The organism is Duganella guangzhouensis, from assembly GCF_009674535.1.
In the GTDB taxonomy this organism is placed as follows: domain Bacteria; phylum Pseudomonadota; class Gammaproteobacteria; order Burkholderiales; family Burkholderiaceae_D; genus Rugamonas; species Rugamonas guangzhouensis.
On the sequence record NZ_WKJK01000034.1, the window covers coordinates 1 to 21,862 of the forward strand.

A 21,862-nucleotide genomic window follows, 5' to 3' on the forward strand; every position below is an offset into this window, starting at 1 on the left:
CCGCCGGCGGCGGACGGCTGGCTGGACAGCGCCTGCCGCACCGCCTGCTCCAGCGCGGCGGTGTCGAGCGGGGTGTGGACGGCGTCGCGCGCGCGCGCGTGGTCGAGCTGGAAGGCCAGCTGTTCGGCGGTCGGTTGGCTGACGCCGGTGCGGCCGAGGCCAATGCGGGCGTCGGTGTAGCGGCGCAGCGTGCGCCACGGGTTGGCGATGACCAGTTCGTCTTTCATCTGGCGGCTTTCAGGACAGGCGCAGCAAGGCGCGCTCGAACGCCGGCGGCAGGCCGTTGCCCAGCGTGACTTGCGCGTCGCGGGTGAAGATTTCCATCCGTTGCAGCCAGGCTTCGAATTCCGGCGCCGGCTTCAGGCCCAGCACGCGGCGCGCGTACAGGGCGTCGTGGAAGGAGGTGGTCTGGTAGTTGAGCATGATGTCGTCCGAGCCGGGGATGCCCATGACGAAGGTGCAGCCGGCCGTGCCCAGCAGGGTCAGCAGGATGTCCATGTCGTTCTGGTCGGCCTCGGCGTGGTTGGTGTAGCAGACGTCGCAGCCCATCGGCAGGCCGAGCAGCTTGGCGCAGAAGTGGTCCTCCAGTCCGGCGCGCACGATCTGCTTGCCGTCATACAGGTACTCGGGGCCGATGAAGCCGACCACCGAGTTGACCAGCAGCGGCGCGAACGCGCGCGCGACGGCGTAGGCGCGCGCCTCGCAGGTCTGCTGGTCGACGCCGTGATGGGCGTTGGCCGACAGCGCGCTGCCCTGCCCCGTCTCAAAATACATGACATTGTTGCCGACGCTGCCACGTCGCAGCGACAACGCGGCCTGGCGCGCCTCGTCCAGCAGCGCCAGGTTGATGCCGAAGCCGGCGTTGGCGGCCTCGGTGCCGGCGATCGACTGGAACACCAGATCCACCGGGGCGCCACGCTCAATCGCGGCGATGGTGTTGGTAACGTGGGTCAATACGCAGGACTGGGTGGGAATGCCGTAGCGGTCGATGATTTCGTCCAGCATGGTGACGATCTTGATGACTTGCGGCACGTTGTCGGTGGCCGGATTGATGCCGATCACCGCGTCGCCGCTGCCGTACAGCAAGCCGTCCAGCACGCTGGCGGCGATGCCGGTGGCGTCGTCGGTCGGATGGTTGGGCTGCAAGCGGGTCGACATCCGCCCCGGCAGTCCGATGGTGTTGCGGAACGCGGTGGTGACGTGGCATTTTTTCGCCACCAGGATCAGATCCTGCACCCGCATCAGCTTGGAGACGGCGGCCGCCATCTCCGGCGTGATGCCGGGTGAGACGGCGGCCAGCGCGGCGCTGTCGGCGCCATCGCCCAGCAGCCAGTTGCGGAAGTCGCCCACGGTCAGATGAGCGATCGGCGCGAAGGCGGCGCGGTCGTGGCGGTCGATGATGAGGCGGGTGACTTCGTCGTCCTCATACGGAATCAGCGCCTGCTGCAGAAAGATGCTGAGCGGCAGCGCGGCCAGCGCCATCTGCGCCGCCACCCGCTCTTCGGCGCTGGCGGCGGCCAGCCCGGCCAGATAATCGCCGGAACGGGCCGGCGTGGCTTTCGCCATCAAGTCCTTCAGGTCGCGGAACTGGTAGGTTCTGCTCCCCACTGTGTGCGAAAAACTGCTCATGCCACGCCTCCGTGCTGCCGGGTTCAGAAGTTGCGGGTAACCGTCAGCAGCAAGCGCTTTTGCGCCACATATTTGCCGCTGCCATCGGCATTGTAGAACACCCACAGCGGCGTGCCGTTACGCGACTCGTGGCCGCTGTTGTAGACGGCGGCGGCGGCGAACGCCCAGTTGCCGGCGGTCTTGGTCACGCCCGCCTTGAGGTCGTAGAAATTGTACATGCCAAGGTTACGCACCAGCTGGCGGCCGCCGTGCAGATTGAGCGTGAGGCCGGGCGCCAGCTCGGGATTCCAGTTCACTTCGGCGTAGGTGGAGCCGCGCGTGTCGACCCGCTGGCCGCTGAACGGATCGACCGTGAAGCCGAACCAGTATTTGCTCAGCGTGACCCAGCCGGTGACGTTGAGCGCGCCGTTGTTCCACGCCAGCTTGGCATCCTGGGTGTGGTATTTGATGTCCTTGCCGCTGGCGACAAAGTGCGCGCCCGGAAACCAGTAGGTGACGACGCCGGCGTCCAGGGTGCTGCCCTCGGCCAGCGGCGCGCGGTAGCCGCCGTACAGGTCGAGCTCGGCGCCGCCGCCGTTGTTGTAGGCGGCGTGCGAGACGCCGGAACCGAACACGCCAACATAAAAGCCGCTGGCGTGGGTGAAGTCGAGGTTGGCCTGGGCGGTGGGCTTGGCCTGGGTTTGCGAAACGCCGCGGAACAGGTAGTCGGATACCACGGTGACGTTGCCGCTTTCGGTCCAGTCCGGCGCGGGAGCGGGAGCGGGAGCGGGGGCGGTGTCAGCGGCAAGCGCGCCGCCGGTGGCGGCCAACATCAGGGAGGACAGCAGGATACGGGTGACGGTCATGTATTACTCCAATAAATTAAGCGGCAACGTGCATCGCACGGTTGCTCTTGGTGGCCAGGAAGAAGCCATAGCCCAGTGCCATGAAGGCGGCAAACAGGCCGAAGATCAGCGGGTTGTAATAGATCATGGTGGCCATGCAGACGCAGGCGCCGGCCAGTGCGATCGCCGGGAACAGCGGGTAGAACGGGGCGCGGAATGGGCGTGCCATGTGCGGTTCGGCGCGGCGCAGCTTGAACAGGCTCAGCATGCTGAGGATGTACATGGTGATGGCGCCGAACACCGACATGGTGACAATGTTGGCGGTCAGGGTCTGGCCGCCGAACTGGATCAGCTCGTCGCTGTAGATGGCGGCGATGCCGACCACGCCGCCGGCGATGATGGCGCGGTGCGGGGTCTTGAAGCGCGGGTGCACGGCGGCCAGGTAGCGCGGCAGGTAGGCTTCACGCGCCAGCGCATAGATCTGGCGCGAGTAGCCGAGGATGATGCCGTGGAAGGAGGCGATCAGGCCGAACAGGCCGAGCCACACCAGCATGTGCAGCCACTTGCTGTGGTCGCCGACGATGAGGCGCATCGCCTGCGGCAATGGGTCGTTGATGTTGGCCAGCTTGGTCCAGTCGCCGGCGCCGCCGGCAAACACCATCACGCCGATCGCCAGCAGCACCAGGGTGATGATGCCGGTGATGTAGGCGATCGGGATCGAGCGCTTGGGATCTTTGGCTTCCTCGGCGGCCATGGCCACGCCTTCGATCGCCAGGAAGAACCAGATCGCGAACGGAATCGCGGCGAACATGCCGGGGATGGCCAGCGCGCTGAAGCTGTCCTGGCCGGCCCAGCCGCCCTTGCTGAAGTTGGCCATCGAGAAGCCGGGCGAGACCACGCCCATGAACACCAGCAGTTCGAAGATGGCCAGCAGCGCCATCAGCAATTCGAAGCTGGCGGCGATTTGCACGCCGACGATGTTGAGGGTCATGAAGATCAGGTAGGCGCCGACCGCGGCCAGCTTGGGATCGATCTGCGGGAACTGGACGTTGAGGTAGGCGCCGATGGCCAGCGCGATGGCCGGTGGCGCGAACACGAATTCGATCAGCGTGGCGGCGCCGGCCAGATAGCCGCCCAGCGGGCCGAAGGCGCGCTTGCTGTAGGCGAACGGGCCGCCGGCATGCGGGATCGAGGTGGTCAGCTCGGTGAAGCTGAAGATGAAGGTGGTGTACATGGCCGCGACGAACAGCGCGGTGATGGTGAAGCCGAGGGTGCCGGCCGATGCCCAGCCGTAACTCCAGCCGAAGTATTCGCCCGAGATGACCAGGCCAACGGCGATGCCCCAGAGCTGGAAGGTGCCCAGCGACTGCTGTAGCGCCGGGGAGCTCCCGGCGGCAGGTTGTGCGCTCATGTTGTTCTCCTAAGTAGCGGGTATGGAAGTTGCTCGATTTGAGTATAGGAGCGCGCCGACAGCGGCCGTTATAGGAAATCGGCAAAGCGCCATGGCCCTGTGGCGCGCGCGGTCCACACACAACATCGGGAGTTCATATGCACCACTCTGGCACGGCGGCGGCGCCGCACGCACCGCAGTTGGGCGGCAGCTTGCGCACGGTGCTGGCGCATGATGCCGATCAGCTGGCCTGCGAGTTGACCAACTGGAACCAGCGCTACGATCAGATCAGCGCCGGCCTGTTCGCGGGCGCGCTGACTGAGCTGCGGCAGCCTGGGTTGCAGGTGTTTCGCGAGGATTTGAGTCAGGCGGTGCGGCAATCGTGCCGGGTGTGGCCGGATGCGATCTGGTTCGGTCTGCCGGATCATGAGGGCGAGCTGACCCGCATCAACGGCCGTCAGAGCGCGGCGGACTGGATTATGGTGCAGGCCGGCAATGTGGAGTTCGAGCTGGTGACGCCGGCCGCGTACCGCATCTATGGCATCGTCGCCAGCCGCCAGTTGTTGGCCGAGACGGCACGGCGGCTAGGCTGTGCGATCGACTGGACACGGGTGCAGGCGGCCGAGCTGCTGCAGGTGGATGCGGCGGCGCGCGCGGCCTGCGTGCGCACCTTGCGCCGGCTGCTGCCGGCCAGCGACGGCGGCGGCCCGCTGGGGAGCGCCAGCGCGTTGACGGCGCATGCTGCGGCAGGCGCGGCGCACTGGCAGGATGCCGTGCTGGTCGGACTGCTGGAGATGCTGGACCGCAGCTGCGTCGAGCCGGCGATGGCGGCCAGTTTGCAGCGGCGGCGCCAGGTGGTGGCGCTGGCGCGCGACTACATGCTGGCGCACCGTGGTGACAGCATCACGGTGCCGGAGCTGTGCGAGCGGGTGCACGTCAGCCGGCGCACGCTGCAATACTGTTTCGAAGATGTGCTGGGCATGAGTCCGAACGCCTATCTGCGCATGCTGCGCCTGAACGGCGTGCGGCGCCAGTTGCATGACGGCCGCGCCATCGGCGAGCTGGCCGGCGAGTGGGGACTGTGCAACTTCAGCCAGTTCTCATCCGACTATCGCAAGCTGTTTGGTCTCAGCCCGTCGGCGGCGCAGAAGCTGCGCATCTAAGGTGCTTGCTTAAATACCTGTCGCAGCGATGTGGCTTCCGGCAGTACGTCGCTCCATGCTTCCAGTTGCGCCAGACTGGCCTTGGCCAGCTTGTTGGAGGCGGTTTTGGGCAGCGGACCGAAGCGCCGCACGAGCTGCCGCTCCAGCAGCGCCAACGCGCCTTCCCTGCGCCCCCGCTCCAGTCCTTGCTCCAGACCTTGCTCCAAGCCTTGCTTAAGTCCTTTTGCAAGCCCTCGTTCGCGCCCTTGTTCAAGTCCTTGTTCGAGAGCCTGCTTCCGGCCTTGCTGCAGCGCCGGCTTGAGTCCTTTTTTGATACCTCGTTCCACGCCTTTATCAACCATCGATTGGAAAAATGGTGGGAGTTCCATTTTTTGCTCCTTCCCCAGCTTCTGAACCGCCTGCCAGTAACGCTGCTGATGTGCGGCAGGCAAGGCCATCATCCAGTTGATCACATTGAATAAAACGATTATGCGCTCTTTGCGCCAGCCATGTTGGTACAGTAGTTTGGTCAGTTGCCATTTGGCGGCATACAGCTGCTCGGGGTCGTGCCGGGCCTGCTGCGTGCGCAAGTGGGCCAGGGTGACCAGGGCAAACGGGTTATGCGATGCCGCCAACTCTGCGCCAAGGTGGGCATAGTCGAGCAATTTGACGGTGGGGAACCAGATGCCCATCAAGGTTCCCAGCGACCGGTTGTGGAAGGTGCGTGGCCGCCAGTTGGCGTCCTCGTCGGCCAGCACGACCAGGCTGGTGACCGGTTGCTTGTATTCCCTGAAAATCCGGTAGTTGTAATCAAGCATGCGCAGCGCCAGCGCCGCGTCGCGTTGCGCCTGCACTTCGATGTGAATCAGCACCCACCGCACGCCGCCGGCGCGCAGACGGACCTCGACCAGCTTGTCGGCCACCATGCTGTCGGTGGCGCCGCCGAAGCTGATGCCGGCCAGCTCCTTGTCACGAAAGCGCGGCCGCTGGCGCCAGTCGATCTCCTTGCAGAGCTTGGCAAAGAAGAAGGCCATGAAGTCGCGGAAGGCATGCGTGAGCGCGGCTTTCCAGGGCAGGTCATAGCGGGCGGGGGGCGCGGCATTGGGCATCCGCCCAGTCTAGGGCCGTAACCAAGATGGCCGCATGCGGCAGCACAAAGAAAAATCCTCCCCGCACTGAGCGCGATCTTGAGCGCGTTCAGGCTGGGGAGGGATTCGGGTTTAAACCACTGCGCCGTCGGTTTCGTCCTTCGGCTTGACCGGCTTGATCAGGTCTTCGCGTTTGACGCCCAGCCACATGGCGACGGCGGCGGCGACGAACACCGATGAGTAAATGCCGAAGCAGATGCCGATGGTCAGCGCCATCGCGAAGTAGTGCAGCGTCGGGCCGCCCAGGAACAGCATCGACAGCACCATCATCTGGGTGCAACCGTGGGTGATGATGGTGCGCGAGATGGTCGAGGTGATGGCGTTGTCGATCACCGCGTGCACGGTGGCGGTACGCTGCTTGCGGAAGTTCTCGCGAATCCGGTCAAAGATCACCACCGATTCATTGACCGAGTAACCCAGCACCGCCAGCACACCAGCCAGCACGGTCAACGAGAATTCCCACTGGAAGAAGGCGAAGAAGCCGAGGATGATGACGACGTCGTGCAAGTTGGCGATGATCGCCGCCACCGCGAACTTCCATTCGAAGCGCACGGCCAGGTAGATCATCACGCCGATCACCACCATCACCAGCGCGTTGAGGCCATTCTGCGCCAGCTCGTCGCCGACCTGCGGGCCGACGAATTCCACTTTCTGCAGCGTCACCAGCTCATTGCCACCAGCGGCCGAGCACGATTGCTTGACCACGTGCTCGCCCTTGGCGGTGACGGTGTCGATCTGCTTCAGCGCGCCCGTTTCAGCCTTGCACAGCGCGTCGAACACCTGCGCCGAGGCGTCTTTCGAGCTGATGTTCTTCACCACCGGCAGACGCAGCATGACGTCGTGCGCGGTGCCGAAGCCGGTCGCCTCAGGCTGTTCGTAACCGATGCCTTCCAGCGTGTGACGAATCCGTTCCAGATTGGCCGCCTGCTCGTAGCGCAGCTCCATCACGGTGCCGCCGGTGAACTCCACCGAGAAGTGCAGCCCGCGGTGCAGCAGGAAGAACACGGCCGCGACGAAGGTCAACGCCGAGATGACGTTGAACACCAGCGCGTGGCGCATGAACGGGATGTCTTTTTTAATGCGGAAAAATTCCATTTGTCAGCCCCTGATTATTTCTGGCCCGGCACCCAGACGGTGCCGATGGCGATCGATTGCAGTTTCTTCTGGCGGCCGTACCAGAGGTTGACCACGCCGCGCGAGACGAACACGGCGGAGAACATCGAGGTCAGAATGCCCAGCGTGTGCACCACGGCGAAGCCGCGGATCGGACCGGAACCAAACACCCACAGCGCCACGCCGACGATCAGCGTGGTGACGTTGGAGTCGATGATGGTGGCCCAGGCGCGGTCGAAGCCGGCCGCGATGGCGGCTTGCGGGGTGGCGCCGGCCCGCAGTTCCTCGCGGATGCGCTCGTTGATCAGCACGTTGGAGTCGATCGCCATGCCCAGCGCCAGCGCGATCGCCGCCATGCCAGGCAAGGTCAGCGTGGCCTGCATCAGCGACAGCAGCGCCACCAGCAGCAACAGGTTGACCGCCAGCGCGAACACGCTGAAGAAGCCGAAGATCATGTAGTAAGCGATCATGAACACGGCGATGGCGGCAAAGCCGTACATGGTCGAGTGCAGACCCTTGTTGATGTTCTCGGCACCCAGCGCCGGACCAATGGTGCGTTCCTCGATCACTTCCATCGGCGCCGACAGCGCGCCCGAGCGCAGCAGCAGCGCCAGCTCGGTCGAGTTCTCGGCGGTGCCCATGCCGGTGATGCGGAAGCTGCTCCCCAGTTCGCTCTGGATGGTGGCCACCGACAGCACTTCCGGCTTGCCCTTCTCGAACAGCACGATCGCCATTTTCTTGCCGACGCGGTCGCGGGTGGCGTCGCGCATGCGGCGGCCACCGTCGCCGTTCAGGTCGATGCTGACGGCCGGCTGGTGATTCTCATCCAGGCTGGCCACGGCGCTCGAAATATAGTCGCCCGACAGCACGATGTCCTTGGTCAGCACCACCGGCACGCCCTTGCCGACGGTGAACAGTTCGGAGTTGAAGGGAATCGCCGCCGACATTTCGGTGCCCGGGGTGATCGATTCATCGACCATGCGCACTTCCAGCGTGGCGGTGCGGCCGATCACGGAACGGGCGCGGGCCACGTCCTGCACGCCCGGCAGCTGCACCACGATGCGGTCGGCGCCCTGTTGCTGGATCACCGGCTCGGCCACGCCCAGCTCGTTGACGCGCTTGGACAGGGTCGAGATGTTTTGCTGCACGCCGGCGTCGATGGTGGCTTTCAGCGCGGCCGGTTTCAGGCTGATGGTGGTTTTCAGCTCAGTGCCGTCGCCGCTGTCGCTCATCAGCAGATCGGCGATCTGGCCGGCCAGCACGTCCTTGGCTTTCTGGCGGGTGGCGTCGTCGCGGAATTTGATTTCAACGCTGTCGCCAACCCGGTCGATGCCGGCGTGGCGCACGTTCTTGTCGCGCAGCACGCTACGGGCGGTGGCCTGGATACCCTGGATGCGCTTGCTCAGCACCGCCTTGGTGTCGACTTGCATCAGGAAGTGGACGCCACCGCGCAAGTCGAGGCCGAGGTACATCGGCAGCGCGTGCAGCGCCTGCATCCATTTCGGCGTGTCTTCCTGCAGGTTCAGCGCCACCAGGTAGGTCGGGTCGGCGGGATCGGTGTTCAAGCCTTTTTCCAGCACCGATTTGGCGTGGAACTGGATGTCCGGGGTGGCGAAGCGCACCCGCACCGAGGCGTAGGCGCCGCTGCCATCAAAGGTCAGGCCGTTGTTGGCGATGCCGGCCTGGGCCAGTACCTGCTCGACCTTGGCGCTCATGTCGGCGCTCATCTTGACGGTCGATTTGCCGCTGGTGACCTGCACCGCCGGCGACTGGCCAAACAAGTTGGGCACCGTGTACAGCGCGCCCAGCAGGATGGCGACCGCAATAAGGATGTATTTCCAGACGGGATAACGATTCATATGCTCTAACGTTCTATGGGGACGTCACAAGGCCCGCGCCAAGGCGGGCCCGGGGGAATTACAGGCTTTTCAGCGTGCCGTTCGGCAGCACGGTGGTGATGGCGTTCTTTTGCACCACCAGTTCGGCGCCGCTGGAGATTTCCAGCGTCACGTAGGCGTCCGAGATCTTGGTGATCTTGCCCAGCACGCCGCCGGCGGTCACCACTTCGTTACCCTTGGCCAGGGCTTCCATCATGGTCTTTTGTTCCTTGGCGCGCTTCTGCTGAGGACGAATCATCAGGAAGTACATGGCCACCACCATCAGGATCAGGAAACCATACTGGCCCAGGAAGCTGGACGAGCCTAGCGCTTCGATAGGGTTGGATTGGGCGTAAGCATTGGAAATGAAGAACACTGGTGACTCCGATATCTATGGTTTAAAAAACAGCGCTGTATTCTAGCACTGGCGGTGCGGCGTCAGGACTTTTACACCCCGCGCGCGCGATCGGCGTGGAATTGTTTCACCCAGTCCGGGAAGCGGTCGGCGTCCAGCGCGTCGCGCATCTGCTGCATGATGTCGAGGTAGTAATGCAGATTGTGGATGGTGTTCAGGCGCGCGCCGAGGATTTCCTGGGTGCGGTTCAGGTGGTGCAGATAGGCGCGCGAGAAGTTCTTGCAGGCGTAGCACGAGCAGGTGCTGTCGAACGGCTCCTTATCATCCTTGTAACGGGCGTTCTTGATCTTGACGTCGCCAAAGCGGGTAAAGATCCAGCCGTTGCGGGCATTTCGGGTCGGCATCACGCAGTCGAACATGTCGACCCCGCTGGAAACGCCGGCCACCAGGTCTTCCGGCGTGCCGACGCCCATCAGGTAGTGCGGCTTGTTGGCTGGCAGCTTGGGGCCGACGTGTTGCAAGATGCGCATCATGTCTTCCTTCGGCTCGCCCACCGACAGGCCGCCGATGGCCAGGCCGGGGAAATCGATCTTTTCCAGGCCGGCCAGCGATTCGTCGCGCAGGTTTTCGAACATGCCGCCCTGGACGATGCCGAACAACGCGTTCGGGTTTTCGCCGCGGTGGAATTCGTCGTGCGAGCGCTGGGCCCAGCGCAAGGACATGCGCATCGACTTGGCGGCCTCGTCCAGCGTGGCCGGGCGGTTATCGATTTCATACGGCGTGCATTCGTCGAACTGCATGACGATGTCGGAATTCAGCACGCGCTGGATTTGCATCGACACTTCGGGCGACAGGAACAGCTTGTCGCCGTTGATCGGCGAGTTGAAGTGCACGCCCTCTTCGGTGATCTTGCGCATCGCGCCCAGCGAGAACACCTGGAAGCCGCCGGAGTCGGTCAGGATCGGCTTGTCCCAGCCCATGAAGTCGTGCAGGCCGCCGAATTTGGCCATGACGTCGTTGCCGGGGCGCAGCCACAGGTGGAAGGTGTTGCCGAGGATGATCTGGGCGTTGATTTCCTTCAGCTCCAGCGGCGACATGGCTTTCACCGAGCCGTAAGTACCGACCGGCATGAAGATCGGGGTTTGCACCACGCCGTGGTTCAGTTTGACCTCACCGCGGCGGGCTTTGGTGACGCCGGTGGTGTCGGTTTTGTGTAATGTAAACTCAAGCATTCTTATTCCTTGTTTTGCGTCGTCAGCAGCATGGCGTCGCCGTAGCTGAAGAAGCGGTATTCGCTGGCGATGGCGTGGGCGTAGGCGGCGCGGATTTCTTCGAAACCGGCGAAGGCCGAGACCAGCATCAGCAGCGTCGATTTCGGCAGGTGGAAATTGGTGATCAAACGGGTCACCGTTTTGAACCGGTAGCCGGGCGTGATGAACAACGCGGTATCGGCGCTGCCGGCTTCCAGCTGGCCGCTCTGCGAGGCCGATTCCAGCGCGCGCAGCGAGGTGGTGCCCACCGCCACCACGTCGCGGCCGGCGGCGCGGGTGGCGCGCACCGCGTCCACGGTTTCCTGCGGCATGGTGTACCACTCGGTGTGCATCTGGTGCTCGGACAGATTCTCGTTACGCACCGGCTGGAAGGTACCGGCACCAACGTGCAGCGTGACGTAGGCGAAGTTGACGCCCTTGGCGCGCAGCTTTTCCAGCAGCGGCTCGTCGAAGTGCAGGCCGGCGGTCGGCGCGGCCACCGCGCCGGGCACCTTGTTGAACACGGTCTGGTAGCGGTTTTCGTCGAAGGAATCGGCGGCGTGCTCGATGTAGGGCGGCAGCGGCAGGCGGCCGTGGGCTTCGATCAGGTCGAACACATCGGCGTCGAAGTGCAGCGTGAAAAATTCGCCGGCGCGCTCGCCGACGGTGACGTCAAAGGCATCGGCCAGGCGCAGCCTGGTGCCGGCCAGCGGCGAACGCGAGGCGCGCACCTGGGCCAGCACGGTGCGGTTATCCAGCACGCGCTCGACCAATGCTTCAACCTTGCCGCCGCTTTCCTTGACGCCGAAGAAACGCGCCTTCAGCACCCGGGTATTATTCATCACCAGCAGATCGCCCGGCTGCAGCAGGTCGACGATGTCGGCGAACTGGCGGTCGATGATCTGTGCGCCGTCCAGGTGCAGCAGACGGGAAGCGCTGCGGTCGGGCAGCGGGAATTGCGCAATACGTTCTTGCGGCAAGTTAAAATCGAAATCGGAAAGCGAATACATGTAGGGACTCTGTTAACAAAAATACGGTAGGCCTTACAATACTGGCGGCCAACCCTCTATTTTACGCCATATGCCTGTTTCACCGCCGAAAACTGCCAAAAAAAACATCAGCGCCGAAGCCAAGCTAGCCAAGCTGGGCCTGCACACCGACATGGATCTGGTGCTGCACCTGCCGATGCGCTATGAGGATGAGACACAGGTCATCAGCATCGAGGAAGCGCGGCTGCACGGTGGCGAGACCTCGCAGGTGGAGGGCGTGGTCACCAAAAACGAGATCGCCTACAAGCCGCGCCGCCAGCTACTGGTACACATCAGCGATGGCAGCGGCGATTTGCAGCTGCGTTTCATGAATTTCTACGGCAGCCAGGTCAAGCAACTGGCCGAGGGCACGCGGGTGCGGGTGCGCGGCGAGCTGAAACACGGCTTCTTTGGCGCCGAGATGGTGCATCCGGCCTACAAGGTGGTCAACGAGGGCGCGCCGCTGCCGACTTCGCTGACGCCGGTGTATCCGGCCGGCGAGGGCTTGTCGCAGCTGGTGCTGCGGCGCGCGATTACCGATGCCATGAGGCGGGTCGACTGGACCGATACCATCCCGCTGGAGATTCGCCAGCAGTTGCAGCTGTCCGAGCTGGAGCCGGCGGTGAAGCTGCTGCACTATCCGCCGCAGCAAGTGGACAACCACGCGCTGGCTGACCGTTCGCATCCGGCCTGGACCCGGGTCAAGTTCGACGAGCTGCTGGCGCAGCAGCTGTCCTTGAAACGCGCGCAGCGGGCACGCCGCGCCAAGGGCTCGCCGGCGCTGAAGAAGGTGGGCGCGCTGTCGAAGGCGCTGGAAGCCGCCCTGCCCTTCAAGCTGACCAAGGCGCAGCAGCGGGTGCTGACCGAGATCCGCGCCGATCTGCGCCAGCCGTATCCGATGCAGCGGCTGCTGCAGGGCGATGTTGGCAGCGGCAAGACGGTGGTGGCGGCGCTGGCCGCCGCGCAGGCGATCGACAGCGGTTATCAGGCCGCGCTGATGGCGCCGACCGAGATTCTGGCCGAGCAGCACTTCCGCAAGATCGCGGCGTGGATCGAACCGCTGGGCGTCAAGGTGGCGTGGCTGACCGGCAGCTTGAAGAAAAAGGAAAAGCAGGCGGCGTATAACGCCATCGAGTCGGGCGAGGCGCGGCTGGTGGTGGGCACGCACGCGCTGCTGCAGGAGGTGGTGACGTTCGCCAACCTGGGGCTGTCCATCGTCGACGAGCAGCATCGCTTTGGCGTCGGCCAGCGGCTGACGCTGCGCAACAAGGGCGTCGAGGGTTCGGTGCCGCATCAGCTGATGATGTCGGCCACGCCGATTCCGCGCACGCTGGCGATGACCTATTACGCCGATCTGGAAGTATCGGTGATTGACGAGCTGCCACCGGGACGCAGCCCCATCGTCACGCGCACCATCGACCAGAATCGGCGCGACGAAGTGATCGAGCGGGTGCACGCGGCGGCGCAGGAAGGGCGGCAGGTGTACTGGGTTTGTCCATTGATCGAAGAGTCGGAAGCCTTGCAGCTGCAGACGGCGACCGAAACCCATGCGCTGCTGGCGGAAGCGCTGCCGGATTTGAACGTGGGACTGGTGCACGGCCGCATGAAGCCGGCCGAAAAGCAGGAGGTGATGGAAGCCTTCATCGCCAATGACATGCAGGTATTGGTAGCCACCACCGTGATCGAGGTCGGCGTCGACGTGCCGAATGCGTCGTTGATGGTGATCGAACATGCCGAGCGTTTCGGCCTGTCGCAGCTGCACCAGTTGCGCGGGCGGGTGGGACGGGGTTCGGCGGCGTCGGTGTGCCTGCTGCTGTATCAAAGCCCGCTGGGCCAGATCGCCAAGCAGCGCCTGATGACGATGCGCGAGACCACTGACGGCTTCGAAATCGCCCGCCGCGATCTGGAGATTCGCGGCCCCGGTGAATTCCTCGGCGCGCGCCAATCCGGCCAGGCCATGCTGCGCTTTGCCGACCTGGAAACCGACGCCTGGCTGGTCGATCAGGCGCGCGACGTCGCGCACGACCTGCTGCACGCCGACAGCCCCGAAAAAGCCGCCACCGTCGAAGCCCACCTGGCCCGCTGGCTAGGCGGCCGCGAAGAATTCCTCAAGGTGTAGCGCTATTCGAATGCGACGTCCTCCAGACGGAAGCGGAATTTACGCCGTTCGGGCAAATCCCAGCCTTCGCCGGGCCTGGTGTCGCGCGGCTGGCCGCACGGGCGGGGCGCGTCGGCCAACTGCGGTAACAATGACGGTGGTGGCGACGGCTGGCTGGCCTTGGACGACGGACGGACAGGTCGATCCAGGCGTTGCGTACGGTGCGCGCGAACGATTGCGCGAACTGGTTGGGCGTCACGGCTTTGCCGTTGTGGATGATTTCGTCACCGACCACGCGCGCGTAGTTGTGCTCGCCGTAGCTCCATGAGCGGATCTCAGTGCCTTCCGGCAGAAACAGGGTTTTCCATTGGTAGCCGCGCACGCTGGCAGGGTCGCAGCCCTTGGCCAGTTGCGTCTGTTCGCGCAGCCATAACTCGATGGCGCTGTTGATCGCGGCGGAGACGTCTTGCGCGCCGCCACGGATTTGAAGCTGGCTGATCAGGCGGAGCAGGGTATCGGTGTCTACCTGCACGGTCACTGTGGATTTCATCCTATTTCTCCTTCTGCTTTGTTCTAGTTAGACCTGCTTTCCCCTATAAAGTTCAATGCAGGGGAAAATTGAGAAAAGCAGGGGAAAATAGAAGGAAAAGTAGAAGCTTTACCACAGGGAGTTGCAACACACCCCTCCCCTATATATGCAAGCCAATTTAGAAGCAGAGGTAGATGCGGTTGGCAAGGTCGACCACGAAGGCTGGCTGCAGGTAGGCGGTGAACACCAGCGCCAGCACGATGGCGATGGCGGCGCGCAGCAGCCAGGTTTTCATCCGGCCGCCTGCACGCGCGCCAGCGGGCGCTCGTTGATCGGCAGGTTGACCAATCCGGCCATCACGCCCAGCGCGATGGCGATGCCCCAGACGATGTCATAGCTGCCGGTGGCGGTGTACAGATAGCCGCCCAGCCACACGCCGAGGAAGCTGCCCAACTGGTGCGAAAAGAACACAATCCCCGCCAGCATCGACATGTGCTTGACGCCAAATACGCCAGCGATAATGCCATTGGTCAGCGGCACGGTCGACAGCCACAACACGCCCATCGCCGCCGCAAACAGATACACCGAGATCGGCATCAACGGCGCCAGCAGGAACAGCGAAATCACCACCGAGCGCGAGAAATAAATCGTCGACAGCAGGTAACGCTTGGGCAAGCGCCCGCCCAGCTTGCCCGCGTAGTACGAGCCGAAAATATTGAACAAACCGATCAGCGCCAGCGCCAACACCGCCACGTCCGGGTTGGCGATCCCTTTATCCTTCAGATAGGCCGGCAAGTGCATGCCAATAAACACCACCTGGAAGCCGCACACGAAATAGCCAGCCACCAGGAACAGGAAGGAACGGTTGCCCAGCGCCTCGCTGGCCGCCTCGCGGATGCTTTGCTGCGGACCGTGCGCGTGCTGCACCGCCGGCTCGCGCAGGTACAGCGCCATCGGCACCATCAACAACACGATCAGCGCACCCAGGATGTAAAAGGCGTGCTGCCAACCGACGGCGGAAATCAGCTGCTGCTCGACCGGCATCATGACAAACTGCCCGAACGAGCTGGCGGCGCCGGAAATGCCGAACGCCCACGAGCGCTTCTCGGCCGGCGCCACGCGGCCGATGATGCCGCTGACGGCGCCAAACGCGGTGCACGCCAGCCCGAAGCCAACGAACACGCCGGTGCCCAGCACGAACAGCGTCGGCTGCGTCACCATCGCCATCCACACCAATCCGGCCGCATAGCTGATGGCGCCGACCAGCACCACGCGCATGGTGCCGAAGCGGTCGGCCGCCATGCCGGCGAACGGGCCGAAGGCGCCCCACATCAGGTTTTGCATGGCTTGCGCCAGCGAGTAGGTTTCGCGCGTCCAGCCATTGGCTTGTGAGATCGGTTGCAGCCAGAAGCCGAAGCCATGACGCACGCCCATCGCCAGCGTGAGGATCACGCCGGTGGCCAGCAAGACGGTTTTCAAGGAAGGTGCGCGCTCGGTGGTATGCATGGTGAATCCCCTGTTATTGATGTTATGGGCCGCCGCACGCACCCGGGCGCGGCGGCGGCATCGGAGATTTTAACCAGTTCCGGCCGGCCGCGCTTGGCCGGCCGCCGCGTCGCTTCAGGCGTCGGCCGGGTAGCGCAGACCGATCTGGGCGCGGATGGCGTCCAGCGTGCCCATGATGGCCAGCGTTTCGGCGTGCGGCATCACCGGGCTTTCGATCAGGCCGGCGCGCAGGCAGCGGCCGACTTCCTGCGCTTCGTGGGTGTAGCCGTTGCCGCTCTTTGGCAGCGCGATGGTGCGTTCGCTGCGCTCGGTGCCGCTGACCAGCGTGACCGAGATGCTGTCGGTGTTGTGGAAGCGGTCTTGCAGGCGCACGAAGCCCTTCTCGCCGGAGATGGTCAGCTCGGTCGGAGTGCGCGAGCGCAGGCTGCAGCCGCACGACGAGATACCGCCGCCGGCATGCTTGAGCGTGAAGGCGGTCTGCATGTCGACGCCGGTGGCGGTCATTTCCGCCTGTGCGGTGACGCCGGTGACGTCGCCCAGGAAGAACGATGCCATCGACAATGGATAAATGCCCAGGTCGAGCAGCGCGCCGCCGCCCAGCTCGGGCGCGAACAAGCGGTGCTCCGGTCCGGCGTCCGAGGTGAAGCCGAAATCGGCGCTGACGTGGGCCGGCTTGCCGATCTCGCCGCTATCGACGATGCGCTTGGCTTCGGCCACGGCCGGCATGAAGCGGGTCCACATCGCCTCCATGACGAACAGGTTTTTGGCGCGCGCCAGATTGATGATGTCCTCGGCCTGACGGCGGTTCATGGTGAAGGATTTTTCCACCAGCACCGCCTTGCCGCCGTTCAGGCACATCAGCGCGTTCTCGTGGTGCATCGGGTGCGGCGTGCCGATGTAGATCACATCGACCTCGGGATCGTCGGCCAGCGCCTGATAGCTGCCGTGGAAGCGCTCGGCGCCGTACTCCTGGCCAAACGTGGTAGCGCTATCTACGGAGCGCGAAGCAACGGCGGCCAGTGTGGCGTCGGGCGTGTCCCGCAGGGCGGTGGCGAACGCCTTGGCGATCTTGCCCGTGCCCAGAATACCCCAGCGAATTACCTGCGTCATGGCGTGAACTTTCTGCCGCGTCGGCGGCGGTAAATGTCGAAATGGCTATTTTACCGCGCTGACGCGCTTGGGGCGGAACACGCTAGCGTCGGCGTAGAAGGCGTCATCCTGCTGCGGCCACCAGCCCGGCACGCCCAGCGCCTGCATCGGCGTGAAGCCGGAAGTGTCCAGGCCGTGCGTGGCCAGTTGCGCCGCCACGGTGGCGTCGATCCAGGCGCGGCGGGCGGCGTGGTCGAGCGTGAAGAAGGCATCGTCAGCCAGCACGATGCGGGTGTGGGCGGTGATGGCCTTGCGCGGCGCCACCAGCTTTTCCATCAGCGCGTGGCCGAACAGCCAGACCTGGGCGTCGGTACCCCATTGCGCGCGGCGCTCGACAAAAGCCTGGTGCCAGAGGTGTTCGCGCAGCGCCGCCACCAGCGCCTGGCCGTCGGCGTTATCGCGCACCACCAGCAGCGCGGCGTTTTCGTCAAAGATAGTGGCGCCATCGCGCGCCGGGCCACGCGATTTGCCAACGCCATCCAGCGCGATCTGCGCCGCCTGCAGCGCGTTCAACTGCACCTTGATCAGCGGGAAGCTCAGCCACACCAGACCGTTGAAGAAGTCGTGCAGATTGTCGCGCGTGGGCACGCAGCCGGTGGCGCCGATGTGCTGCTCGTAGGCGGTGCCGTCCGGCAGCGCTTCCTGCGGCACAAAGGAGAGCGGCAGGCCGAGATGATTGCGCAGGCCAAGCGCGGCGGCCTGCTGGCTGAACTGGTCGCGGAAGTGCGGCGTGGGCGTCAGCCGAGCGGCAGCGTCGCGCACCGCGTCATACCACGGACGCGACCAGTCTATGCTTTCCTGCACTTACACCATCTTCCAGTTGATGGTTTCGCCGGCATTGAGCGGCACCACGGTCTGATCGGCCAGCGGCAGGGTTTCCGGCAGCGTCCACTGCTCGCGCTTCAGCGTGATCTTGTCCTGGTTGACCGGCAGGCCGTAGAAGGCCGGGCCGTTCAGCGAAGCGAAGGCTTCCAGCTTGTCCAGCGCGCCGGCGCGTTCGAACGCTTCGGCATACAGCTCCATCGCGTGCAGCGCGGTGTAGCAGCCGGCGCAGCCGCAGGCCGCTTCCTTGGCGCCCTTGGCGTGCGGCGCCGAATCGGTGCCGAGGAAGAAGCGCTCGTCGCCGCTAGTGGCCGCGGTCACCAGCGCCAGCCGGTGTTCTTCGCGCTTCAGCACTGGCAGGCAGTAGTAGTGCGGACGGATGCCGCCCTTGAAGATGTCGTTGCGGTTGTACAGCAGGTGATGCGCGGTGATGGTGGCGGCGATCGGACCTTCGGCTTCGGCCACGTACTGGGCCGCGTGCTTGGTGGTGATGTGCTCGAACACGATGTTCAGCGCCGGGAAATCGCGGCGCAGCGGACGCATCACGCGCTCGATGAACACCGCTTCGCGGTCGAACAGATCGATGTCGTTGTCGGTCACCTCGCCGTGCACCAGGAACGGCATGCCGACTTCCTGCATCTTTTCCAGCACCTTGTAGCAGTTGGCCAGATCGGTCACGCCGGCGTCGGAATTGGTGGTGGCGCCGGCCGGGTACAGCTTGACCGCGTGCACCACGCCGCTTTCCTGCGCGCGCAGGATTTCGTCCGGATGGGTATTGTTGGTCAGGTACAGCGTCATCAGCGGCTCGAACGACATGCCTTCCGGCAGCGCGGCCAGGATGCGCTCGCGGTAGGCGATGGCGGCAGCGGCGGTGGTGACCGGCGGTTTCAAATTCGGCATCACGATCGCGCGCGCAAACTGGCGCGCGCTGTGCGGCAGCACGCTGGCCAGCGTGGCGCCGTCGCGCAGGTGCAAATGCCAGTCGTCTGGACGGGTAATGGTGAGGGTATCGGGCGTGGTGGCGAGATCGGACATGGCGGCGGGCTTTCAGGCTATCAATTGCGAATAGCCGACATTTTACCTTGTTGTGCCGCCGGCTTGACACCGCGTACGCAAAGGCGTACGGTCGGATGCTCAATCCACAGGAGCCGTCATGGATACCATCTCCGCCAGCCAGGCGCGCGCCCGGCTTTATAACCTCATTGATGAAACGGCCGCCAGCCATACCCCCGTCACCATCACCGGCAAGCGCAACAATGCTGTGCTGGTATCGGCCGACGACTGGGCCGCCATCCAGGAAACGCTACATCTCTTGTCGGTGCCCGGCATGCGCGAATCGATCCTGGCCGCCCGCGCCGAACCACTGGCCGACAGCGCGAAGGAATTGGGCTGGTGAGCTGGCAACTGGTGTACTCGCGCCAGGCCCAGAAAGACGCCAAAAAACTGGCCGCCGCCAACTTGAAAAAACAGGCGCAGGCATTGCTGGATATTCTGGCGGCCGATCCCTACGCCCATCCGCCGCCATTTGAAAAACTGGTCGGCGATCTGGCCGGCACCTATTCCCGCAGAATCAATATCCAGCACCGGCTGGTCTACGAAGTTTTTCCAGAACAGCGCATCGTCCGCGTCCTGCGCATGTGGACACACTACGACTAGCCTGCCGCTTATTCCGCCACAGTCTGCGCCGCCCAGGCTTTGGTCTCGGCCAGAATGCGGTCCAGGTGGGCGCGGTCGTAGACCGTGCCGCGGCTGATCACGGTGCGGATCTTGCGCGTGGCGTCGATGTTCTGTAGCGGATTGGCGTCCAGCACCAGCACATCGGCCGCCTTGCCGGCTTCCAGCGCACCGTAGCGTTCCAGCTTGCCGAGGAAGCGCGGGCCGTTGATGACCGCCGTGCGCAACGCCTGCGCCGGCGTCAGCCCGTAATGCACATACAGGCCAATCTCATCGTGCAGCGCCTGGCCCGGATAATCGTAGGAATTCAAAAAACCGGCGTCGGTGCCGGCGATGATGCTGACGCCCTCCTGCTGCAACAACGGCAGCAGCGCCGCCGATTGCTCGAACACCGCCTTGCGCTGCGCGATCGCCGCCGCGTCGTCCTGCGCCGCGCGCTGCACCCGCCAGTCGTAGGTGGCGCGCAAGCCCTTGCCGATGTACTGCAAGGCCTCGTCGTGCGCATGGTCGTCGCGGTCCAGATAGGCGATCACGCGCGACACCGACAGCGTCGGCACCACCGCCGTGCCCTTGGCCGCCATATAGCGGAACGACGCGCGCGCGGTTGCTTCGTCATAGCTGGCCAGGCTTTGCTTCATCGCCTCCTTGCCGCTCAGCGTGCCGGCCGCCACCTGCGCGGTCAGCTCGGCCTCGCGCGGGGTGGCTGCGCGCAGCAGATAGGATTGATGCTCGACCGTGCCCAGTCCGGCGTCAAACATGGTCGCCAGCGTCAGCTGCACCGGAATATGGCCGGAGGTGCGCAGCCCGCGCTGCTGCGACTGGCGCAGCGCTTCCAGATAGATCTCCGGCTTCAGCGTGTTTTCGGTGATCTTGACGAAATCCACGCCCTGCCCCTGCAACTTGTCCAGCGCCCGGCTGACCTCTTCCGGCGTGCCGACCTCGATGGTGCCCTTCCACAGCGGCTTGTAGCCCTCCAGCTTGGCGCCGGAGGTGAAGATGGTCGGCCCCTGCAGCTGGCCGGCGTTGATTTGCGCGCGCCAGTCCAGCACCGTGTCCGGCAGGTCGCCCGAGCAATCGCGCACGCTGGTGATGCCGTAGGCCAGATACAGCGCCAGCAAATGCTTGTTCTCGTCGATCAGCGCCGGGCCGCCGCCAAAGTGGACGTGGGTATCCCACAAGCCGGGCATCAGATACTTGCCCGGCAAGCGCAGCGTGCGGCGCGGCGCGTAGCGGCCGAGCTCGCGCTGGTCGACCACCGCCAGAATGCTGTCGCCCTTCAGCAGCACCACCTTGCCGCTGACCGACCGGCCGCCGGCGACATCGATCAGCGTCGCCTGCGTCAGCGCCAGATCGGCGGCGATCTTGTCCGCTGCGTGGGCCGCGCCCAGCAGTCCCAGCGCCAGCATGGCGGCGCTCAGTTTCTTAAGGGAAATTTTCATCAGCGAATTATACGACCAAGAAACTCACGCGCGCGCTCCGTTTGCGGCGCGGCAAAGAACGCCTCGGTGGCGCTATCTTCCAGAATGCGGCCCTGGTCCATGAACAGCACGCGGTCGGCCACCTGGCGCGCAAAACCCATCTCGTGGCTGACCACCAGCATGGTCATGCCGTCCCGCGCCAGCTCGGCCATCACCGCCAGCACCTCGTGCACCGCCTCCGGGTCCAGCGCCGAGGTGGGCTCGTCAAACAGCATCACCAGCGGGTCCATCGCCAACGCGCGCGCGATCGCCACCCGCTGCTGCTGGCCGCCAGACAGCTGGGCCGGCAACTTGTCCTGCTGCCCCAGCAGGCCGACCCGCGCCAGATAATGCAGGCCGCGCGCGACCGCCTCGTCGCGGCCGCGCCCCAGCACCTTGATCTGGCCCAGCGTCAGATTGTCGCGCACCGACAGATGCGGAAACAGCTCGAAATGCTGGAACACCATGCCGATGCGCGCACGCAGCGCCGCCAAATCGGTGCCGGCCGCGCCGACCACCGTGCCGGCCACCGTCACCGTGCCCTGCTGCACCGGCTCCAGCCCGTTGACGGTCTTCACCAGCGTCGACTTGCCGGAACCGGACGGCCCGCACAACAGCACCACCTCGCCCTGGGCGACGGCCGCGCTGCAATCGCTCAGCACCTGGAAATGGCCATACCACTTGCTGATATTTTTGATTTCGATCATAGGAAAATAGATTATTCGGTGCGGCGCCATGCCGCGCCGGTGCGCGCTTGACAGCGTCCCTGCCCGCAAGGATACTGCGGAACTTGCCAATAGATTCAGCAGCCGGCCCACCCCGAAACCGGCAGTCTGACACCAGCACGCAGCGGCGGCCACCCCGTCCGCGC

At 64.6% G+C, this 21,862-nt stretch carries 21 protein-coding genes; 4 read left to right on the plus strand and 17 right to left on the minus strand.

What is annotated here, in order from left to right:
* From GJ699_RS32460 to eat, 4 genes are all read right to left on the minus strand, one after another.
* The coding region (locus tag GJ699_RS32460; protein ID WP_195763706.1) for an ethanolamine ammonia-lyase light chain EutC at positions 1-227 on the minus strand (227 nt) is incomplete at its 3' end.
* A gap of 10 nt (positions 228-237) precedes the next feature.
* Positions 238-1,629, minus strand: coding sequence for an ethanolamine ammonia-lyase subunit EutB (locus GJ699_RS32465; RefSeq protein ID WP_154383565.1), 1,392 nt, complete (start codon positions 1,627-1,629; stop codon positions 238-240).
* Between the two features lie 23 nt (positions 1,630-1,652).
* Positions 1,653-2,474: a TorF family putative porin gene (locus GJ699_RS32470; protein WP_154383566.1), complete on the minus strand. Its 822-nt coding sequence runs from the start codon at positions 2,472-2,474 to the stop codon at positions 1,653-1,655.
* A 16-nt stretch (positions 2,475-2,490) separates the two neighbouring features.
* Positions 2,491-3,864: an ethanolamine permease gene (gene eat / locus GJ699_RS32475; protein WP_154383567.1), complete on the minus strand. Its 1,374-nt coding sequence runs from the start codon at positions 3,862-3,864 to the stop codon at positions 2,491-2,493.
* Positions 3,865-4,001: 137 nt separating this feature from the next.
* Between eat and GJ699_RS32480 the strand changes: the two genes are divergently transcribed.
* Positions 4,002-5,006 (plus strand): helix-turn-helix domain-containing protein, encoded by a 1,005-nt coding sequence (locus GJ699_RS32480; protein ID WP_154383568.1) that lies wholly within the window; start codon positions 4,002-4,004, stop codon positions 5,004-5,006.
* Here GJ699_RS32480 and GJ699_RS32485 read toward each other — a convergent pair.
* The 6 genes from GJ699_RS32485 to queA all read right to left on the minus strand — a co-directional run bounded on the left by GJ699_RS32485 (position 5,003) and on the right by queA (position 11,738).
* Positions 5,003-6,094 carry a DUF4351 domain-containing protein gene (locus GJ699_RS32485; protein WP_154383569.1) on the minus strand — a complete coding sequence of 364 codons (1,092 nt, stop codon included), beginning with the start codon at positions 6,092-6,094 and terminating at the stop codon, positions 5,003-5,005. The two genes, GJ699_RS32480 and GJ699_RS32485, sit on opposite strands and share 4 nt — an antisense overlap.
* A 111-nt stretch (positions 6,095-6,205) precedes the next feature.
* The gene (gene secF, locus GJ699_RS32490) at positions 6,206-7,228 is read right to left on the minus strand and encodes a protein translocase subunit SecF (RefSeq protein WP_154383570.1); all 1,023 of its coding nucleotides are present in this window, start codon (positions 7,226-7,228) and stop codon (positions 6,206-6,208) included.
* A 14-nt stretch (positions 7,229-7,242) separates the two neighbouring features.
* The gene (secD, locus tag GJ699_RS32495) at positions 7,243-9,105 is read right to left on the minus strand and encodes a protein translocase subunit SecD (RefSeq protein ID WP_154383571.1); all 1,863 of its coding nucleotides are present in this window, start codon (positions 9,103-9,105) and stop codon (positions 7,243-7,245) included.
* Between the two features lie 58 nt (positions 9,106-9,163).
* The gene (yajC, locus tag GJ699_RS32500; protein WP_371867733.1) at positions 9,164-9,499 is read right to left on the minus strand and encodes a preprotein translocase subunit YajC; all 336 of its coding nucleotides are present in this window, start codon (positions 9,497-9,499) and stop codon (positions 9,164-9,166) included.
* A gap of 71 nt (positions 9,500-9,570) precedes the next feature.
* Positions 9,571-10,710 carry a tRNA guanosine(34) transglycosylase Tgt gene (gene tgt / locus GJ699_RS32505; RefSeq protein ID WP_154383572.1) on the minus strand — a complete coding sequence of 380 codons (1,140 nt, stop codon included), beginning with the start codon at positions 10,708-10,710 and terminating at the stop codon, positions 9,571-9,573.
* A 2-nt stretch (positions 10,711-10,712) separates the two neighbouring features.
* The gene (queA, locus tag GJ699_RS32510) at positions 10,713-11,738 is read right to left on the minus strand and encodes a tRNA preQ1(34) S-adenosylmethionine ribosyltransferase-isomerase QueA (protein ID WP_154383573.1); all 1,026 of its coding nucleotides are present in this window, start codon (positions 11,736-11,738) and stop codon (positions 10,713-10,715) included.
* Between the two features lie 70 nt (positions 11,739-11,808).
* Between queA and recG the strand changes: the two genes are divergently transcribed.
* Positions 11,809-13,875, plus strand: coding sequence for an ATP-dependent DNA helicase RecG (recG, locus tag GJ699_RS32515; RefSeq protein ID WP_154383574.1), 2,067 nt, complete (start codon positions 11,809-11,811; stop codon positions 13,873-13,875).
* Here the strand turns inward: recG and GJ699_RS32520 are convergent.
* The 5 genes from GJ699_RS32520 to pyrC all read right to left on the minus strand — a co-directional run bounded on the left by GJ699_RS32520 (position 13,865) and on the right by pyrC (position 18,895).
* A complete protein-coding gene (locus tag GJ699_RS32520) occupies positions 13,865-14,404 on the minus strand; it encodes a hypothetical protein (protein WP_229262408.1) in 540 nt (179 codons plus the stop codon). The two genes, recG and GJ699_RS32520, sit on opposite strands and share 11 nt — an antisense overlap.
* Before the next feature lie 270 nt (positions 14,405-14,674).
* Complete coding sequence (locus tag GJ699_RS32525; RefSeq protein ID WP_154383575.1) at positions 14,675-15,889, minus strand: MFS transporter; 1,215 nt, start codon at positions 15,887-15,889, stop codon at positions 14,675-14,677.
* Positions 15,890-16,003: 114 nt separating this feature from the next.
* A complete protein-coding gene (locus GJ699_RS32530) occupies positions 16,004-16,999 on the minus strand; it encodes a Gfo/Idh/MocA family protein (RefSeq protein WP_154383576.1) in 996 nt (331 codons plus the stop codon).
* Positions 17,000-17,044: 45 nt separating this feature from the next.
* Positions 17,045-17,842 (minus strand): DUF3025 domain-containing protein, encoded by a 798-nt coding sequence (locus GJ699_RS32535; RefSeq protein ID WP_371867734.1) that lies wholly within the window; start codon positions 17,840-17,842, stop codon positions 17,045-17,047.
* Positions 17,843-18,895, minus strand: coding sequence for a dihydroorotase (gene pyrC / locus GJ699_RS32540; RefSeq protein ID WP_154383577.1), 1,053 nt, complete (start codon positions 18,893-18,895; stop codon positions 17,843-17,845).
* A 118-nt stretch (positions 18,896-19,013) separates the two neighbouring features.
* Here pyrC and GJ699_RS32545 point away from each other — a divergent pair, with 118 nt between their 5' ends.
* Both GJ699_RS32545 and GJ699_RS32550 read left to right on the plus strand, forming a co-directional pair.
* Positions 19,014-19,256, plus strand: a complete 243-nt coding sequence (locus GJ699_RS32545) for a type II toxin-antitoxin system Phd/YefM family antitoxin (RefSeq protein WP_154383578.1) — start codon at positions 19,014-19,016, stop codon at positions 19,254-19,256.
* Entirely contained in the window at positions 19,253-19,516 is a 264-nt protein-coding gene (locus tag GJ699_RS32550) for a Txe/YoeB family addiction module toxin (RefSeq protein ID WP_371867735.1), read from the plus strand. Before GJ699_RS32545 ends, GJ699_RS32550 begins: the two co-directional genes overlap by 4 nt.
* Before the next feature lie 8 nt (positions 19,517-19,524).
* Here the strand turns inward: GJ699_RS32550 and GJ699_RS32555 are convergent, their stop codons facing one another.
* Together GJ699_RS32555 and GJ699_RS32560 are read right to left on the minus strand one after the other, a co-directional pair.
* Positions 19,525-20,973: an amidohydrolase family protein gene (locus GJ699_RS32555; RefSeq protein ID WP_154383580.1), complete on the minus strand. Its 1,449-nt coding sequence runs from the start codon at positions 20,971-20,973 to the stop codon at positions 19,525-19,527.
* Entirely contained in the window at positions 20,973-21,698 is a 726-nt protein-coding gene (locus tag GJ699_RS32560; protein WP_154383581.1) for an amino acid ABC transporter ATP-binding protein, read from the minus strand. Before GJ699_RS32560 ends, GJ699_RS32555 begins: the two co-directional genes overlap by 1 nt.
* Positions 21,699-21,862: the final 164 nt, after the last annotated feature.

What these genes read in the sequence shown, in the direction of transcription:
- GJ699_RS32520 (WP_229262408.1), bottom strand. Translation starts at nt 14,404, where the DNA reads ATGAAATCCACAGTGACCGTGCAGGTAGACACCGATACCCTGCTCCGC.
- queA (WP_154383573.1), bottom strand. Translation starts at nt 11,738, where the DNA reads ATGTATTCGCTTTCCGATTTCGATTTTAACTTGCCGCAAGAACGTATT.
- GJ699_RS32525 (WP_154383575.1), bottom strand. Translation starts at nt 15,889, where the DNA reads ATGCATACCACCGAGCGCGCACCTTCCTTGAAAACCGTCTTGCTGGCC.
- pyrC (WP_154383577.1), bottom strand. Translation starts at nt 18,895, where the DNA reads ATGTCCGATCTCGCCACCACGCCCGATACCCTCACCATTACCCGTCCA.
- GJ699_RS32480 (WP_154383568.1), top strand. Translation starts at nt 4,002, where the DNA reads ATGCACCACTCTGGCACGGCGGCGGCGCCGCACGCACCGCAGTTGGGC.
- GJ699_RS32545 (WP_154383578.1), top strand. Translation starts at nt 19,014, where the DNA reads ATGGATACCATCTCCGCCAGCCAGGCGCGCGCCCGGCTTTATAACCTC.
- secD (WP_154383571.1), bottom strand. Translation starts at nt 9,105, where the DNA reads ATGAATCGTTATCCCGTCTGGAAATACATCCTTATTGCGGTCGCCATC.
- GJ699_RS32485 (WP_154383569.1), bottom strand. Translation starts at nt 6,094, where the DNA reads ATGCCCAATGCCGCGCCCCCCGCCCGCTATGACCTGCCCTGGAAAGCC.
- GJ699_RS32530 (WP_154383576.1), bottom strand. Translation starts at nt 16,999, where the DNA reads ATGACGCAGGTAATTCGCTGGGGTATTCTGGGCACGGGCAAGATCGCC.
- recG (WP_154383574.1), top strand. Translation starts at nt 11,809, where the DNA reads ATGCCTGTTTCACCGCCGAAAACTGCCAAAAAAAACATCAGCGCCGAA.
- tgt (WP_154383572.1), bottom strand. Translation starts at nt 10,710, where the DNA reads ATGCTTGAGTTTACATTACACAAAACCGACACCACCGGCGTCACCAAA.
- GJ699_RS32465 (WP_154383565.1), bottom strand. Translation starts at nt 1,629, where the DNA reads ATGAGCAGTTTTTCGCACACAGTGGGGAGCAGAACCTACCAGTTCCGC.
- GJ699_RS32470 (WP_154383566.1), bottom strand. Translation starts at nt 2,474, where the DNA reads ATGACCGTCACCCGTATCCTGCTGTCCTCCCTGATGTTGGCCGCCACC.
- GJ699_RS32560 (WP_154383581.1), bottom strand. Translation starts at nt 21,698, where the DNA reads ATGATCGAAATCAAAAATATCAGCAAGTGGTATGGCCATTTCCAGGTG.
- eat (WP_154383567.1), bottom strand. Translation starts at nt 3,864, where the DNA reads ATGAGCGCACAACCTGCCGCCGGGAGCTCCCCGGCGCTACAGCAGTCG.
- GJ699_RS32555 (WP_154383580.1), bottom strand. Translation starts at nt 20,973, where the DNA reads ATGAAAATTTCCCTTAAGAAACTGAGCGCCGCCATGCTGGCGCTGGGA.
- secF (WP_154383570.1), bottom strand. Translation starts at nt 7,228, where the DNA reads ATGGAATTTTTCCGCATTAAAAAAGACATCCCGTTCATGCGCCACGCG.